Genomic DNA, 16876 nt, shown 5'->3' with positions numbered 1-16876 from the left:
CGTTATCTTGTTAGCGGCACTTAAAAACCTCATACAGACCTCAACGCGAGAGCTGCTGTGCGATGAAAAGCAATAACACCAGATGAAATTTTCAATTGCAGGAGTAATGCCGGTTTAATTTATTAAGCACAGCCCGTCACATTTCGCCATGTAACTTTCGATACAGGCCATTCCATACAGACGGAATGATTTCTGAAAACATAACTTTACGCTCATAGATGCTTTATTCATCGATATCCATGATTAAGGGGCAGACATATTCTGCAACCACCAAAATATCGAGGAATGAATTATGCCAGATGCAAATGTTGATGCCGGATTTATAGGTTCAGTTATTAGTTCATTGCCGCTAGACAGTATGATTTCTGCGCCACTACAGGCAATGATTAAAGCCCAAACCCAGGCAGCAAAAAGTTATACCGATTTCTTATTAAGTGTCTGTATTAAGGACGGCAAGGCCGTTTCGGTACAGTTTGATTATGAGGAAACGCTCGTCGATGAGAAAGGCGTGACGACCGGTACGCAGACCAAAGTCATGCGTATTCCTCTGCTCGCGGCAGTCGTGCATCCCATCATCTGTATCGAAGAAGGGACTATCGACTTCGAGCTTGAGATCCATCAGAGCGCAGCCAGCAACGAAAGCAGCAGCCAGGAAGGCTCCCTGGAGGGCAAAATCGGCTGGGGTCCATTCTCCGTTAGCGTGAAGGGGAGTGTTAGCCATAAGTCAGAACAGACCCGCTCGACCGATACCCGAGCCAAATACTCCATCCACACCTCTGTAAAACGTCAGCCGATGCCGGAGGCGCTCAGCCGCGTGGTCGATTATCTGACAAATGCTGCCACCAAACCGGCACAACGCGCAGAAGATCAGCCAGCCACACTGCCTGCCACCAACAGTTCAGGTCTGATTACCCCAGCACCGGCCCCTGCCCCGGTCGCGCCGCCTCAAGGGGGTAATGGTTAACCCACACCACACATTCAAACGCATTTAATACCCCTGGCAGGTGCCCGGCTTACGGACACCTGCCTGAAGGAGAAAAAGCATGCCTGATTCACGTCGATTCTGGTTCAGCCGTAAATCGCCCGACGCTGTAACGCCTGAAACCAGTCCCGAAACCCCGACGGATAAACCGACAACGCTGTCATCAGAAGATCCACCGGACATAACGCCGTCCCATGCTCCCACAGGGGAAAGTGGCAACACCGGAGGCAATGACGGGGGAAATAACGGCGGTGCCGGTGGAGGCGATAACGGTACGCCGCCTCCTGCCGGCAACAAGGGCAACCACGCTATGGGCTTAGATACCCTGGTACAAGGGCTCCAGCACGCGGCTTTCAGTGCCAACCAGTATATGACCCATCAGTACATCGCCGTGCTCTCCCAGTTGTTTGAGCAGGCTCCGGACGGTAGCTACAAACCCGACTACGCCGAGCTTCAGCTGGATGATGAGCATCGTTTGAACGTGCCGCTGGTAACGCTTGCACCACCGCGCAATCTCTCGATGGAGAGAATGAAGATGCGCCTGACCGTTCGCGGTGATGCAACCGAATCCATAAGCACGCTAACGGGACAGGGAGAGCGTGGCCACTTCCTCGTCACCATGGCGCCCCAGCCCCATGAAGGTAAAACGGACACCCAAAACATTGATATTGAAATTGATTTTGTCGCTCAGGAGCCGCCAGAAGCGGTACTGCGCCTGCTTGATGAATTCATCCACCGTATGACTCCCGTCCCAGTAAAGGAGAAAAACCATGAGTGATGCTTTGAAAACAACGGGCAATGGCGGCATTGCCCTTATCAAACAGTATGAAGGCCTGCGTTTAACCACCTACAAAGATGCCGTCGGCATTCCAACCATCGGTTATGGCCATGTCGAAAACCCGATCCCACCAGGCGGCACGCGAACCATCACCGCTGAAGCCGCGGAGCAGATCCTTCGTGAGGACTTGCAGCGTTTTGAGCATGACGTCAACAGCATGCTGACGGTGGAAGTCACCCAGAACCAGTTCGATGCCCTGGTGAGCTTCGCCTTTAATCTGGGGCCAGCCAATCTGAAGAGTTCAACCCTGTTACGCAAAGTGAACAGCGGAGACTTCAACGGCGCAGCTGAAGAATTTCCGAAATGGAACCATGCCGGTGGCCAGGTTCTGGCGGGCCTGACTGCACGTCGGAACGCTGAAAAAAACCTGTTTTTATCCTGATCAATCACGAGGTGTAACATGACAATTCGAATTCTTTCCTGGTGTGCTGACTCCTTTACGCATGAGGCAGACGACCTGCGAGGTGCGGATGAAGATCTGCTGGCACACGCCAAAGAGCGGATGGAATTCCGCCTGAGTCAGGTCAGTGCTCAGCTCAAAACGGTACTGGAAACCGACTCCGGCAGCTGGGACCATACCTTTGTCACGCTTCCAGAATTCTTCTGGAATACCCGCTGGAGTAATGTGAACAGTGAAGATGACATCATGAAGCTCGGTGATTTCTACATGAGCAATGTCAGCGACTACGTTAACAGACTGATTGATGCCTTCCCTGCCCGTTCCGGGGATCCCTCCTCTGCCATCACCTTTCTGGCGGGAACCTGTGCCATCCTGTATCGAGACGATGACGAGAGTGAGGAGACGCCCTGCCACGACGCCGTTTTTCACGCCGTGAACTGGCTGCTGTGCGGGCAAAATACCCGTAGCGATAAATCCCTGACGATGTGGCCGAAACGCTACGTTTCCACGATTGATTTCTTTCCTCAGACGGACGGCCACGCGATCCCGGGGCATATTTCTGCCCAATTGCCGGATGGTCAGATCATTCATATCGGCGACAGCAGCGAAGTGTCGGCAGAATCATTGCATGGGATCGTTGTCACCGATTACTTCACCAATACTTATGCGGGCGATAAGCCGTTCAGCATTGATATCTGTCTGGATTACTTCACGCAGGGGAATGTTCGCCCGGCGGGCTGGGAGCAACGGATAGCGGAGCTGCAGAGCAAAAACAGCGACATTGATTTTCTGATCGCCTGCGGAATGCCGGTCAGCGATCCGCCGCAAAACCCGGGTGGGGTGAAATTCCTTGTACGTAACGACGGTATGCCAGTCGCGTCTCAATGCCAGGCGTGGTCGTTCAGCGCCGGGAGGGCAACGCCCGTTGCAGCGACCAACCCTACCGCTAATTTTGTGAGATTTTTACTGTAGCGTAAAACCCGCAGATTCCCTCCGGTACTCTCCGGAGGGAATTTCCGTTACTTCTGTTTCATAAACGCCCGGTACGCAGCTACCACCTGCAAAAAGTCCTCGACGCCGCACAGCGACAGGCTCTCTTCATTGTAGTAGCTCATCCCCTCTTCCATTTCATCACCCGAAAACTCCAGCTGGTTGGCGCGCACCATCACCTCTTCGCCATCCATCCACAGCGTGTATTCATGTCCGGCACGTTGCCAGGAGCGTTCACTGCCTTTTACCGTCTTCGCCGCCTGTTCAACTTCATCCAGCAGCGCGAGATCCTCTTTCACCTCTTCGTTAAACCAGTGGCCAACGGCTTCGTGCCCCATCGACATACGCACTTTCACCACTCCGGTGATGTCGCGCAGAAATTCGTAATCCATAGTATTTTCCTCTGCAAAGCCATTAGGGTAATTATCGCAGCAGAGAGGAAGAAAAAAAGCGGGAGAGGCGGGAGGAATGAAAATAAAAAGTGAGAGCAAGACCCAGCGGCCTGATGCCCTCACCCCGTCCCTCTCCCACGGGAGAGGGTGCAAACACTAAAAACCGTCTCAACAGAGACGGTTTTGCCGTTTATACCGCGGTCTGGAAGATAACCCCGTCAGCCTTCTCGGTGTACTGAGAGAGCTGGTCGAAGTTCAGATAGCGATAGGTGTCCACCGCCGTCTTATCTACCTGAGCCACAAAGGTCTGGTACTCTTCCGGCGTTGGCAGCTTGCCAATCAGCGCCGCAACCGCAGCCAGCTCCGCAGAAGCCAGGTAAACGTTCGCACCGGTACCTAAACGGTTCGGGAAGTTACGGGTAGAGGTGGAGACCACCGTCGCACCGTCCGCCACGCGCGCCTGGTTACCCATACACAGGGAACAACCTGGGATTTCGATACGCGCACCACTCTTACCAAACACGCTGTAGTAACCTTCTTCCGTCAGCTGTGCCGCATCCATACGGGTTGGCGGTGCCACCCACAGGCGGGTCGGCAGCTGGCCTTTATGGGTATCCAGCAGCTTACCGGCAGCACGGAAGTGACCGATGTTGGTCATGCAGGAGCCGATGAACACTTCGTCGATCTTATCGCCCTGCACATCAGAGAGCAGACGCGCATCGTCAGGATCGTTCGGCGCACACAGGATTGGCTCTTTGATATCCGCCAGATCGATGTCGATCACTGCCGCATACTCTGCGTCAGCGTCCGCTTCCAGCAGCTGCGGATCCGCCAGCCATTTCTCCATGCCCTGGATACGACGCTCCAGCGTACGACGGTCGCCGTAGCCTTCTGCAATCATCCACTTCAGCAGCACGATGTTGGAGGTCAGATACTCAATAATCGGCTCTTTGTTCAGCTTGATGGTACAGCCCGCCGCAGAACGCTCAGCGGAGGCATCGGTCAGCTCGAACGCCTGCTCCACTTTCAGATCCGGCAGACCTTCGATTTCCAGGATGCGGCCAGAGAAGATGTTTTTCTTCCCTTTCTTCTCAACGGTCAGCAGGCCCTGTTTAATCGCATACAGCGGGATCGCGTGAACCAGGTCGCGCAGGGTGATACCCGGCTGCATTTTACCTTTGAAGCGCACCAGCACTGATTCCGGCATATCCAGCGGCATCACACCGGTCGCAGCCGCAAATGCCACCAGACCGGAGCCCGCCGGGAAGGAGATACCGATAGGGAAACGGGTGTGGGAGTCACCACCGGTACCCACGGTATCCGGCAGCAGCATGCGGTTCAGCCAGGAGTGGATAACACCGTCACCTGGACGCAGGGAGACACCGCCACGGTTCATGATGAAGTCTGGCAGCGTGTGGTGTGTGGTCACGTCAACCGGCTTCGGATACGCCGCTGTGTGACAGAAGGACTGCATCACCAGATCAGAAGAGAAGCCCAGGCACGCCAGGTCTTTCAGTTCGTCACGGGTCATTGGGCCGGTGGTGTCCTGAGACCCCACGGAAGTCATTTTCGGCTCGCAGTATGCGCCAGGGCGAATACCCGCGACGCCGCACGCGCGACCCACCATTTTCTGCGCCAGCGAATAACCACGGTTGCTTTCCGCAACATCTTTCGCGTGACGGAACACGTCTGAGTGCGGCAGGCCCAGCGCTTCACGCGCTTTGGTGGTCAGGCCACGGCCGATGATCAGCGGGATACGGCCACCGGCACGCACTTCGTCGATCAGCACGTCGGTTTTCAGCTCGAAGCTTGCCAGCAGTTCGTTAGTGTCGTGGTTACGCACTTCGCCTTTATACGGGTAGACGTCAATCACGTCGCCCATGTTCAGGTTACTGACATCCACTTCAATTGGCAGCGCACCTGCATCTTCCATGGTGTTAAAGAAGATAGGGGCAATTTTGCCGCCGAGGCACAGGCCGCCGCCGCGCTTGTTAGGCACGTGCGGAATGTCGTCACCCATGAACCACAGTACGGAGTTGGTTGCGGACTTACGGGAAGAACCGGTACCCACAACATCACCCACATAGGCCAGCGGGAAACCTTTCTCCTGAAGCGCTTCGATCTGTTTGATCGGGCCGACGCTACCCGGCTGATCCGGCTCAATGCCTTCACGGGCGTTCTTCAGCATCGCCAGGGCGTGAAGAGGGATATCAGGACGAGACCACGCATCCGGCGCCGGAGAGAGGTCATCGGTGTTGGTTTCACCGGTCACTTTGAAGACGGTCACGGTAATTTTTTCTGCCAGGGCCGGACGGTTGAGGAACCATTCGGCGTCCGCCCAGGACTGCATCACCTGCTTCGCATAGACATTGCCCGCTTTGGCTTTTTCTTCGACATCGTAGAAGTTATCGAACATCAGCAGCGTTGAAGAGAGCGCTTTCGCGGCAATCGGTGCCAGCGTGTCGTTATCCAGCGCGTCAATCAGCGGATGAATGTTGTAACCACCCTGCATAGTGCCGAGCAGTTCAATGGCTTTTTCAGGAGTAACCAGTGGGGAGGTGGCTTCGCCTTTGGCGATAGCAGCAAGGAATCCGGCTTTTACGTAGGCAGCTTCATCTACGCCAGGCGGTACGCGGTTGATCAGCAGATCTAACAGGAATTCTTCTTCGCCCTTAGGCGGGTTCTTCAGCAGCTCGACGAGCGCGGCCATTTGGGTTGCATCTAACGGTTTGGGTACAATTCCCTCGGCGGCACGTTCTGCTACGTGCTTACGGTATTCTTCTAGCACGACGGTTCTCCTCGCTCTCATTGTCATATGCGGCGGGCGTTCTCTTCACGCTCCTGTGAGACAGCAGTTTGTAGGGTAAATGCCCGATACCGCGTCGGGCAGCATAGCAGGATTTCTGCACAGTGTTAATCTGTTTACAAAAAAGCAACATTAAAATATTTGCTGAATCGTTAAGCATGGTGTAGCGGGGAAACGAGACGAATTCGGGGTACAAAAAAACCGCCTCACAGCGGTTAATTTGTTGCCTTGCGGTGGTAGCACACCGGGTTGGCAGATTTGCGGCAACATCAACGTGAGAGATTGTGCATCACCGCCTGTTGGCTTGCAAGCCGCTATCGCGATTTTGCGTAGCGCCTTCCCATTTCGTATGAAAGCCCATGTAATTGCATTTTTTGCCTTCTTCAGATCCCTTGAACTGACTATTCTTCTCCGCGGCCTGCTCCGCTGGTGTAGCAACCAGTCACCGGGCCCGGGAGCAGTTCCGTAACCTACGCGGCAACATCAACTTGCCTGGTTCTGCCTTTCCCGGTGAAGAATGAACCCGCGTAGCCTGTACAGGAACGCATGCAATGGAGATGCGAATCACTGCGCTGATCGTTGCGATCGGTTTACTGCTTACCGCACTACACGGTGGCTGGAACATATCCGACATCACGGTGCTGTTCGTCGTCAACCTCGGCAACTAGCTGCTGGCCGCTCGCAAGAGCGGCCTTCTGAAACCCCGGCGGTTTTTCAACCATCCGATATAATTGTGTAATAAATATTCACACTCTTTGTCCGGACAAAATCGACGCTTCCCAAGAAAAGTCAAAACCGTAAAAGACGGGTGAATAATACTCACGCCAACCGTAACGCCTCACGGCACAGCGCTTGTCTCGTTGGAGTCACTATATGAAGTTGCCCTTTAAGCCACATCTGCTCGTCCTTCTGTGCAGTACCGGGCTGTTTGCCGCCTCTGGCGTGATGTTTGTCAAAAGCCGTGCATCAGAGCCTGTCGCTCCCGCGCCTGTCACCCAACAACAGGTGGCAACACCTGCGGCCCAACCCGCTCCCGTTGTCGCACCAGCTTACACGGCCGCGCAAATCGATCAGTGGGTCGCCCCGATTGCGCTCTATCCGGACGCGCTGCTGTCTCAAATTTTAATGGCATCGACCTATCCGGCCAACGTTATCCAGGCCGCGCAGTGGTCAAAAGATAACCCCAACATGCAGGGCGATGCCGCAATTCAGGCGGTGGCGAGCCAGCCGTGGGATCCCAGCGTGAAATCGCTGGTGGCGTTTCCTCAGTTAATGTCGCTGATGGGCGGAAATCCGCCGTGGGTACAAAACCTCGGCGATGCGTTTCTCGCGCAGCCGAAGGATGTGATGGATTCCGTTCAGCGCCTGCGCGCGCTGGCGCAGAAGACCGGCGCTTTACAAACCACGCCTCAGCAGACGGTCACCACCGTGACAAAACCGGCGCCAGCGAAAACCAGCACCACTGAAACAACGACAGCCACGACTTCCGCGCCCGCCCCAACGGTAATCAAAATTGAATCTGCCGATCCGCAGGTTGTTTATGTCCCTACCTATAACCCCAATACGGTTTACGGTACCTGGCCAAACACCGCGTATCCGCCAACCTATCTCCCGCCCTCGCCTGGCGAGCAATTTACCGACAGCCTGGTGAAAGGCTTAGGCTTTAGCCTGGGCGTGGCGACAACCTACGCCATCTTCAGCAATATCGACTGGGATGACGATGATGACTGGGATCATCACCATCATGACGATGACTGGGATCACGGCGGCTATAATCGCAACGGTGATAACAACATCAATATTAACGTTCAGAACTTTAATAAAATCAGTGGTCAGCGTCTGACGGACGCCAGCCGCACCTGGCAGCACAACCCGGCCTATCGGGAAGGTGTGCCCTACCCGACAAACCAGCTCAACACGCGCTTCCACTCCACCAACACGGCTACGGGGCTCAGCGCAACACAGCAAAAACCGGTTAGCCGCGATAGCCAGCGTCAGGCCGCCCTCAGCCAGATGGAGAAATCGACAGGCAAAACCTTCCCACAGACAGCGCACCCGGGGATTAAAGATGCACAGCGGCAGGCCTCAAGCGAACAGCTCAAGCAGATTTCTCAGCGCAGTAACTACCGTGGCTATGACACCAAACCTCAGACGGCGAAGCGGACAACCACACAGCAGCGCGAAAACCGCCAGACCGCAACGCAGCGACAGGAGAAACGAATCTCACAACCTGCGCAGCAACACGCGCTACAGCAGCGAACCAGTCAGCCCCGGGCGAATGCGCTGAGCGGTAACGACAGTCGCTCCGCCAACTGGCAAGCCCAGCAGCAGCGTGGTTCGCAAAGCAGACAACTGGCTGCCCGTCATCAGCCGCCGCGTCAGGCATCCGCCGGACGTGTTGAACACCGTGAATTCCGTCATCGTTAAGGGAGCAAACATGAAAAATAAACTTCTCTGTGGAATGGTGGTGTTCATGATGTCGGCGTCCGCGATGGCGCAGCAATCTTTCAGCACGCCAGAACAGGCAACAGATGCGCTGGCCAGCGCCATCAGCGAGCAAAACGAAAGTGCGATGAGCAATCTGCTCGGTGAAAACTGGCGCGACTTTCTGCCGCCTGAAGGGGTAGATCCTGATGCCGTTGCCCGCTTCCTGCGCGACTGGAAAGTCCGGCACAACACGGTCGTCGAGGGTAACACGGCACATCTTGCTGTCGGAGACAGCGGCTGGCAGCTTCCCATCCCGGTGGTTAAAACCGCTTCCGGCTGGCAATTTGACATGAAAGAAGGGGCCGAGGAGATCCTGACCCGCGAGATTGGGCGTAACGAGCTTGCCGCCATTGAAGCCTTACATGCCTATGTGGATGCCCAGCAGAACTATTTTGCGCTGAACCAGAAATACGCGCAGAAAATTGTCAGCGCGGACGGGAAAAAGGATGGTTTGTACTGGCCCGTCTCGCCAGGCGAAACGCCAAGCCCGCTTGGTCCGGCGTTCAGTCCGAAAGAGCCTGGGGCGGGATACCACGGCTATCGCTTCCGCATCCTGCCGGATAATAACGGTTTCGCGATGGTGGCCTGGCCGGTCAGCTATGGTCAAACCGGCGTGATGAGCTTCGTGATAAACCAGAGCGACAAGGTTTACCAGTCCGATCTCGGCCGCGATTCTGAGCAGAAAGTCCGGGCGATGACCGCGTATAGCCCGGATAAAACCTGGCAGCCCGTCGAACCCTGAGTAACGTCAACGGACCACGTTTTGTAGGCCGGGTAAGGCGAAGCCGCCACCCGGCTGTTTTACTTATAGAATATTTGCCACCGATTTCGCCAACTGCGCTTCCAGAACTGGTTTCGCTTCTTCGAATTTCAAATTGACCTTGTTAGCATTCGATACCACGCGGGTCTGATACTTCGCGCGATCGCCCTGCTCGCTGCTGGTTTGCAGCTTCACGCCGGACGTACCCTGACGCAGCGCCGCAATGTTATCGGTGGTGACTTTCGCTTTGCTACGCTCAGAGATCTGCAGGTCGGTAACCATGGTGTAGTTCACATCTTCTACCATCGCATCTGCCGCCATGCCAATTAGCCCAGCCGCCAGACCCACGCCCAGCGCGGCGCCAGAGGAGTTGCTGTTGTAGGCGGTAATACCGGCACCCAGAGCGGCCCCCACGGCGGCGCCTTCATAGCCGGTTTTCAGGTAGCCCTGAGACTCACGCAGGTCCATTTTGTCTGCTTTAAGGACGTTAGCCTGCACCCAGTAGTATGCGCTGTCAGGTGAGGACGTTACCTTATACCCTTTAGCGCTCAGATCGTTTGCCAGCAGCGTCTGGAGGTTGCTCATGTCTTTATCGGAGGTGTTTTTAACCTGGATGTAGACCGTTTTTTCACTGGAAGGCTCAAGCCAGATGGTCTCACTCATCTGGGTTTTCACTTCCAGGTTGCGTTTTTTCACGGCAGTCGTCATCGCGCCACATCCGGTCAGCGTCATGACTGACGCCAGTAAGCCAATTCCCACAACTTTCTTTAAAGACATGCGTTTTCCTTTTTTCGTGTAATTAAAAGTCCAGAACCCCTGAACAGCGCAGCCAGTAGCCACACAACGGTGAAAAAAGTATCGGCAGATGAAGAGGAATTTTTAGCGGAAATATCAACGAGATGACTACCAATTTGGGTAGTTTCAGGGCAAAAAAAACGCCTCCGGAGAGGCGTTTAGCAATCAAAAGAAACTTATTTCTTCTTCGCTTTCGCGTTTGGCAGGTCGGTGATGCTACCTTCAAACACTTCTGCCGCCAGGCCCACGGACTCGTGCAGAGTCGGGTGAGCGTGGATGGTCAGCGCGATGTCTTCCGCGTCGCAACCCATTTCGATCGCCAGACCGATTTCACCCAGCAGCTCGCCGCCGTTGGTCCCGACAATCGCACCACCGATCACGCGGTGAGTCTCTTTGTCGAAGATCAGTTTGGTCATACCGTCTGCGCAGTCGGAAGCGATAGCACGGCCAGAAGCAGCCCACGGGAAGGTGGCGGTTTCGTAGCTGATGCCTTTCTCTTTCGCTTCTTTCTCAGTCAGACCCACCCATGCCACTTCTGGCTCGGTGTACGCGATAGATGGGATCACTTTCGGATCGAAGTAGTGTTTCATGCCGGCGATAACTTCAGCGGCAACGTGACCTTCGTGAACACCTTTGTGCGCCAGCATTGGCTGACCGACGATATCGCCGATAGCAAAGATGTGCGGCACGTTAGTGCGCAGCTGTTTGTCAACGCGGATAAAGCCACGGTCGTCCACTTCCACGCCAGCTTTGCCCGCGTCGAGGTTTTTACCGTTCGGCACACGGCCGATAGCCACCAGCACGGCGTCGTAACGCTGTGGTTCGGATGGGGCTTTTTTGCCTTCCATGGAAACGTAAATACCGTCTTCTTTGGCTTCAACGGCAGTTACTTTGGTTTCCAGCATCAGGTTGAATTTCTTGCTGATACGTTTGGTGAAGACTTTAACGATGTCTTTGTCTGCAGCCGGGATAACCTGGTCGAACATTTCAACCACGTCAATGTCTGAACCCAGCGCATGGTACACGGTACCCATTTCCAGACCGATGATACCGCCGCCCATAACCAGAAGGCGCTTAGGAACAGTTTTCAGCTCCAGTGCATCGGTGGAATCCCACACGCGCGGATCTTCATGTGGAATGAATGGCAGTTCGATTGGGCGAGAACCTGCCGCGATGATCGCGTTGTCGAAGTTGATCACGGTTTTGCCGTTTTCGCCTTCCACTTCCAGGGTGTTCGCACCGGTGAATTTACCCAGACCGTTTACCACTTTCACTTTACGGCCTTTGGCCATACCCGCCAGACCGCCGGTCAGCTGAGTGATAACTTTCTCTTTCCAGGTACGAATTTTGTCGATATCGGTTTTCGGCTCGCCGAAGACGATACCGTGTTCAGCCAGCGCTTTGGCTTCTTCGATCACTTTCGCGACGTGCAGCAGCGCTTTAGAAGGGATACAGCCGACGTTCAGACAAACACCACCGAGGGTGTTGTAACGTTCTACGATGACGGTTTCCAGACCTAAATCCGCGGCGCGGAATGCTGCGGAATAACCTGCCGGGCCTGCCCCAAGTACTACGACCTGAGTTTTGATTTCTGTGCTCATCATGACCTCTTAATTTATACCCGTCGTCCACCGGGTCGTTCTATCCGCCCGCATTTTACAAAATTGTTAACAATTTTGAAACAACAAACGGCTCATGAATTTTTGCTTACGCCAGTAACCTCAAAAACAGCATGAGATTACCAGAAAAAAGCCGGCCGACTGGCCGGCTTTTCGATTACATCACCAGGCGGCGAATGTCGCTCAGCATGTTGTTGATGATGGTGATGAAACGCGCACCATCAGCACCGTCGATCACGCGGTGGTCGAAGGACAGAGAGATTGGCATCATCAGACGCGGCACAAACTCTTTACCATTCCACACCGGCTCCATCGCGGACTTGGACACACCGAGGATAGCCACTTCCGGCGCGTTCACAATCGGCGCGAAGTGGGTAGTGCCCAGGCCGCCGATGCTGGAGATAGTGAAGCAGCCGCCCTGCATTTCGCCGGCAGTCAGCTTACCATCACGCGCTTTTTTGGAGATGGTGGTCAGTTCACGGGACAGCTCAGTGATGCTCTTCTTGTTCACGTCCTTGAAGACCGGAACAACCAGACCATTTGGCGTATCAACCGCAACACCGATGTTGATGTATTTCTTCAGCGTCAGCTTCTGGCCGTCTTCAGACAGGGAGCTGTTGAAGCGTGGCATCTGCTCAAGTGCAGCGGCAACGGCTTTCATGATGAAGACCACTGGGGTGAATTTCACGTCCAGTTTACGCTTCTCAGCTTCGGCGTTCTGCTGTTTACGGAACGCTTCCAGATCGGTGATATCGGTTTTGTCGAAGTGCGTAACGTGCGGGATCATCACCCAGTTACGGCTCAGGTTAGCACCAGAGATTTTCTGGATACGGCCCAGTTCCACTTCTTCGATTTCGCCGAACTTGCTGAAGTCCACTTTCGGCCATGGCAGCATGCCCGGGATACCGCCGCCAGCGGCTGCAGCAGGTGCAGCTTCGGCACGTTTCACCGCGTCTTTCACGTAGGTCTGAACGTCTTCGCGCAGGATACGACCCTTACGGCCAGTCCCTTTCACTTTCGCCAGGTTCACACCGAACTCGCGCGCCAGGCGACGAATGAGCGGGGTGGCGTGGACATACGCGTCGTTTTCAGCGAACTCAGATTTTTCTGCTTTCGCAGCAGGTGCAGCAGCAGGTTTAGCAGCCTGAGCCGGTGCAGCAGCCGGTGCTGGAGCAGCAGCGGCTGCCGGAGCGGCGGCAGGCGCAGCGCCTTCCACTTCGAAGACCATGATCAGAGAGCCGGTAGACACTTTGTCGCCAGTGCTGATTTTGATCTCTTTAACGGTACCCGCGAACGGCGCAGGAACTTCCATGGAAGCTTTGTCGCCTTCAACGGTGATCAGTGACTGTTCAGCGGCAACTTTGTCGCCCACTTTCACCATCACTTCCGTCACTTCAACTTCGTCACCGCCGATGTCCGGTACGTTAACGTCTTTCGCGCCGCCAGCAGCAGCCGGTGCAGCGGCCGGAGCCGGTGCAGCAGCCTGAGCAGGCGCGGAAGCTGGTGCAGCACCCGCCACTTCGAAGACCATGATCAGGGAGCCAGTAGACACTTTGTCACCGGTGTTGATCTTGATCTCTTTAACGGTACCCGCGAACGGCGCAGGGACTTCCATAGAGGCTTTGTCACCTTCTACGGTGATCAGTGATTGCTCAGCCGCAACGGTGTCGCCCACTTTCACCAGGATTTCGGTGACTTCAACTTCGTCACCGCCGATGTCAGGCACGTTCACTTCTTTTGCTGCGGCGGCAGCTGCTGGAGCAGCAGCCGGAGCGGCTTCTTTCTTCTCTTCCTGCGCAGGTGCAGCTGCTGCTGCACCGTCGGCGGAATCGAAAATCATGATCAGTTTGCCGGTCTCGGTTTTATCGCCAACAGAGACTTTAATCTCTTTAACGATGCCAGCCTGAGGAGACGGGACTTCCATAGAGGCTTTGTCGCCTTCTACGGTGATCAGCGACTGTTCAGCTTCAACTTTGTCGCCCACTTTGACCAGGATCTCGGTGATTTCAACTTCATCAGCCCCGATGTCCGGTACATTGATTTCGATAGCCATTATTCTTTTACCTCTTACGCCAGACGCGGGTTAACTTTATCTGCATCGATGTTGAATTTGGTAATTGCGTCCGCAACCACTTTCTTATCGATTTCGCCACGTTTAGCCAGTTCGCCCAGTGCTGCTACAACCACGTAAGAAGCATCAACTTCGAAGTGGTGACGCAGGTTTTCGCGGCTGTCTGAACGACCGAAGCCGTCAGTACCCAGTACGCGATAATCATCAGCTGGAACGTAAGTACGAACCTGCTCAGCGAACAGTTTCATATAGTCAGTAGACGCCACCGCTGGCGCGTCATTCATCACCTGAGCGATGTACGGAACGCGTGGAGTTTCCATTGGGTGCAGCATGTTCCAGCGCTCACAATCCTGGCCATCACGAGCCAGTTCAGTGAAGGAGGTCACGCTGTACACGTCGGAACCGACACCGTAGTCCTTCGCCAGGATCTGTGCGGCTTCACGCACGTGACGCAGGATAGAGCCGGAGCCCAGCAGCTGAACTTTACCTTTGCTACCTTCAACAGTTTCGAGTTTGTAGATACCTTTACGGATACCTTCCTCGGCACCTGCTGGCATTGCCGGCATGTGGTAGTTTTCGTTCAGGGTGGTGATGTAGTAGTAAATGTTCTCTTGCGCTTCACCGTACATGCGCTGCAGACCGTCATGCATGATGACTGCCACTTCGTACGCGTAAGACGGGTCGTAAGAGATACAGTTAGGGATAGTCAGAGACTGAATGTGGCTGTGACCATCTTCGTGCTGCAGACCTTCACCGTTCAGGGTCGTACGACCAGAAGTACCACCGATCAGGAAGCCGCGAGCCTGCTGGTCGCCTGCCTGCCAGCACAGGTCACCGATACGCTGGAACCCGAACATGGAGTAGTAAATGTAGAACGGGATCATCGGCAGGTTGTTGGTGCTGTAAGAGGTCGCAGCAGCCAGCCAGGATGCGCCTGCACCCAGCTCGTTGATACCTTCCTGCAGGATCTGACCTTTCTCGTCTTCTTTATAGTAAGCAACCTGCTCACGGTCCTGCGGGGTGTACTGCTGGCCGTTCGGGCTATAGATACCGATCTGACGGAACAGACCTTCCATACCGAAAGTACGCGCTTCGTCGGCGATGATTGGCACCAGACGATCTTTGATCGACTTGTTCTTCAGCATCACGTTCAGGGCACGAACGAAAGCGATAGTGGTAGAGATCTCTTTGTTCTGCTCTTCGAGCAACTGAGAGAAGTCTTCCAGCGCTGGCAGTTCCAGTTTCTCGGTGAAGTTAGGCTGACGAGCTGGCAGGTAGCCTTTCAGCGCCTGACGACGTTCGTGCAGGTACTTGTGCTCTTCAGAACCTTCCGGGAAGGTGATGTAAGACAGGTTTTCTACCTGCTCATCGGTCACTGGAACGTTGAAACGGTCGCGGATATAACGCACGCCGTCCATGTTCATTTTCTTAACCTGGTGAGCGATGTTTTTACCTTCTGCGGTATCACCCATGCCGTAACCTTTGATGGTATGGGCCAGGATAACAGTCGCTTTACCTTTGGTCTCACGCGCTTTTTTCAGTGCCGCGTAGATTTTCTTCGGATCGTGACCACCACGGTTCAGCGCCCAGATCTGCTCATCAGTCCAGTCTGCAACCAGTGCGGCGGTTTCAGGATATTTACCGAAGAAGTGCTCACGCACGTAGGCACCGTCTTTGGATTTGAAGGTCTGGTAGTCACCGTCAACGGTTTCGTTCATCAGCTGGATCAGTTTACCGCTGGTGTCTTTACGCAGCAGTTCGTCCCAACGGGAACCCCACATGACTTTGATTACGTTCCAGCCAGCACCCGCGAAGATGCCTTCCAGTTCGTTGATGATCTTGCCGTTACCGGTTACCGGACCATCCAGACGCTGCAGGTTACAGTTGATGATAAAGCACAGGTTGTCCAGCTTCTCACGGGTTGCGATGGTGATCGCACCTTTAGATTCTGGCTCATCCATTTCGCCGTCGCCCAGGAAGGCGTAAACGGTCTGCTCAGAGGTGTCTTTCAGACCACGGTGTTCCAGATATTTCAGGAATTTAGCCTGATAGATCGCACCGATTGGACCCAGACCCATGGATACGGTCGGGAACTGCCAGAATTCAGGCATCAGTTTAGGGTGCGGGTAAGAAGACAGGCCTTTACCGTGAACTTCCTGACGGAAGTTGTTCATCTGCTCTTCAGTCAGACGACCTTCCAGGAATGCACGTGCATAGATGCCCGGAGAGATGTGGCCCTGGAAGTACACCAGATCGCCGCCGTCTTTCTCGTTCGCTGCACGGAAGAAGTGGTTAAAGCACACTTCGTAAACGGTCGCAGAAGACTGGAAGGACGCCATGTGGCCACCCAGCTCCAGATCTTTCTTGGACGCGCGCAGAACAGTCATGATGGCGTTCCAGCGGATAGCTGAACGGATACGACGTTCCAGATCCAGATTGCCCGGGTATTCCGGTTCGTCTTCAACGGCAATCGTGTTTACGTAGTTGCTAGCCCCTGCACCTGAAGCAACCTTCACGCCGCCTTTGCGGGCTTCAGAAAGCAACTGATCAATCAGATACTGAGCGCGCTCAACACCTTCTTCACGGATGACCGATTCGATCGCCTGTAGCCAGTCGCGAGTTTCGATCGGATCCACGTCATTTTGGAGACGTTCTGACATGGGGGTATTCCTTATCTATCTAATACGTTGATTTGTCTGGAACCTGTCCCATTGTGCTCTTCAGCAAGAACACAAT

Annotated in this window: 12 protein-coding genes; 6 read left to right on the top strand and 6 right to left on the bottom strand. The window is 54.6% G+C overall.

Annotation, left to right across the window (positions count from 1 at the left end):
- Positions 1–292: 292 nt before the first annotated feature.
- From ABFI50_RS12935 to ABFI50_RS12920, 4 genes are all read left to right on the top strand, one after another.
- Complete coding sequence (locus ABFI50_RS12935; protein ID WP_023332101.1) at positions 293–964, top strand: DUF2589 domain-containing protein; 672 nt, start codon at positions 293–295, stop codon at positions 962–964.
- Between the two features lie 79 nt (positions 965–1043).
- Complete coding sequence (locus ABFI50_RS12930; RefSeq protein WP_248217391.1) at positions 1044–1760, top strand: DUF2589 domain-containing protein; 717 nt, start codon at positions 1044–1046, stop codon at positions 1758–1760.
- On the top strand, positions 1753–2202 hold the full coding sequence (locus ABFI50_RS12925) for a lysozyme (protein ID WP_045134584.1): 450 nt from the start codon (positions 1753–1755) through the stop codon (positions 2200–2202). The genes ABFI50_RS12930 and ABFI50_RS12925 overlap by 8 nt, the downstream gene beginning before the upstream one ends.
- An 18-nt stretch (positions 2203–2220) precedes the next feature.
- Positions 2221–3192 carry a hypothetical protein gene (locus ABFI50_RS12920; protein ID WP_164955002.1) on the top strand — a complete coding sequence of 324 codons (972 nt, stop codon included), beginning with the start codon at positions 2221–2223 and terminating at the stop codon, positions 3190–3192.
- Positions 3193–3239: 47 nt separating this feature from the next.
- Here the strand turns inward: ABFI50_RS12920 and yacL are convergent, their stop codons facing one another.
- Positions 3240–3602 (bottom strand): protein YacL, encoded by a 363-nt coding sequence (gene yacL / locus ABFI50_RS12915; protein ID WP_164955003.1) that lies wholly within the window; start codon positions 3600–3602, stop codon positions 3240–3242.
- A gap of 190 nt (positions 3603–3792) precedes the next feature.
- A complete protein-coding gene (acnB, locus tag ABFI50_RS12910; protein ID WP_023332097.1) occupies positions 3793–6390 on the bottom strand; it encodes a bifunctional aconitate hydratase 2/2-methylisocitrate dehydratase in 2598 nt (865 codons plus the stop codon).
- 891 nt (positions 6391–7281) lie between these two features.
- Here acnB and ABFI50_RS12905 point away from each other — a divergent pair.
- Both ABFI50_RS12905 and ABFI50_RS12900 read left to right on the top strand, forming a co-directional pair.
- Positions 7282–8835 (top strand): DUF3300 domain-containing protein, encoded by a 1554-nt coding sequence (locus ABFI50_RS12905; protein ID WP_063434187.1) that lies wholly within the window; start codon positions 7282–7284, stop codon positions 8833–8835.
- A 10-nt stretch (positions 8836–8845) separates the two neighbouring features.
- Positions 8846–9637 carry a DUF2950 family protein gene (locus tag ABFI50_RS12900; protein ID WP_063434188.1) on the top strand — a complete coding sequence of 264 codons (792 nt, stop codon included), beginning with the start codon at positions 8846–8848 and terminating at the stop codon, positions 9635–9637.
- A 63-nt stretch (positions 9638–9700) separates the two neighbouring features.
- Here ABFI50_RS12900 and traT read toward each other — a convergent pair whose 3' ends face one another.
- The 4 genes from traT to aceE form a co-directional block, all read right to left on the bottom strand.
- Entirely contained in the window at positions 9701–10432 is a 732-nt protein-coding gene (traT, locus tag ABFI50_RS12895; RefSeq protein WP_014882569.1) for a conjugal transfer complement resistance protein TraT, read from the bottom strand.
- 194 nt (positions 10433–10626) lie between these two features.
- Positions 10627–12051: a dihydrolipoyl dehydrogenase gene (gene lpdA / locus ABFI50_RS12890; protein ID WP_014882568.1), complete on the bottom strand. Its 1425-nt coding sequence runs from the start codon at positions 12049–12051 to the stop codon at positions 10627–10629.
- Between the two features lie 175 nt (positions 12052–12226).
- Positions 12227–14122: a pyruvate dehydrogenase complex dihydrolipoyllysine-residue acetyltransferase gene (aceF, locus tag ABFI50_RS12885; protein WP_014882567.1), complete on the bottom strand. Its 1896-nt coding sequence runs from the start codon at positions 14120–14122 to the stop codon at positions 12227–12229.
- Between the two features lie 14 nt (positions 14123–14136).
- Entirely contained in the window at positions 14137–16800 is a 2664-nt protein-coding gene (gene aceE / locus ABFI50_RS12880) for a pyruvate dehydrogenase (acetyl-transferring), homodimeric type (protein ID WP_014882566.1), read from the bottom strand.
- Positions 16801–16876 lie beyond the last annotated feature (76 nt).

Origin of the sequence: Enterobacter sp. HNDS-6 (assembly GCF_039850505.1) — a bacterium.
Lineage (GTDB): Bacteria > Pseudomonadota > Gammaproteobacteria > Enterobacterales > Enterobacteriaceae > Enterobacter > Enterobacter kobei.
Note: the sequence above shows the minus strand (reverse complement) of the source record. Positions and strands in the feature narration are given on the sequence as shown.

Excerpts from the sequence above, each read along its gene's own strand:
- ABFI50_RS12935 (WP_023332101.1), top strand. The coding sequence starts at position 293 with ATGCCAGATGCAAATGTTGATGCCGGATTTATAGGTTCAGTTATTAGT.
- ABFI50_RS12930 (WP_248217391.1), top strand. The coding sequence starts at position 1,044 with ATGCCTGATTCACGTCGATTCTGGTTCAGCCGTAAATCGCCCGACGCT.
- ABFI50_RS12925 (WP_045134584.1), top strand. The coding sequence starts at position 1,753 with ATGAGTGATGCTTTGAAAACAACGGGCAATGGCGGCATTGCCCTTATC.
- ABFI50_RS12920 (WP_164955002.1), top strand. The coding sequence starts at position 2,221 with ATGACAATTCGAATTCTTTCCTGGTGTGCTGACTCCTTTACGCATGAG.
- yacL (WP_164955003.1), bottom strand. The coding sequence starts at position 3,602 with ATGGATTACGAATTTCTGCGCGACATCACCGGAGTGGTGAAAGTGCGT.
- ABFI50_RS12905 (WP_063434187.1), top strand. The coding sequence starts at position 7,282 with ATGAAGTTGCCCTTTAAGCCACATCTGCTCGTCCTTCTGTGCAGTACC.
- ABFI50_RS12900 (WP_063434188.1), top strand. The coding sequence starts at position 8,846 with ATGAAAAATAAACTTCTCTGTGGAATGGTGGTGTTCATGATGTCGGCG.
- traT (WP_014882569.1), bottom strand. The coding sequence starts at position 10,432 with ATGTCTTTAAAGAAAGTTGTGGGAATTGGCTTACTGGCGTCAGTCATG.
- lpdA (WP_014882568.1), bottom strand. The coding sequence starts at position 12,051 with ATGAGCACAGAAATCAAAACTCAGGTCGTAGTACTTGGGGCAGGCCCG.
- aceF (WP_014882567.1), bottom strand. The coding sequence starts at position 14,122 with ATGGCTATCGAAATCAATGTACCGGACATCGGGGCTGATGAAGTTGAA.
- aceE (WP_014882566.1), bottom strand. The coding sequence starts at position 16,800 with ATGTCAGAACGTCTCCAAAATGACGTGGATCCGATCGAAACTCGCGAC.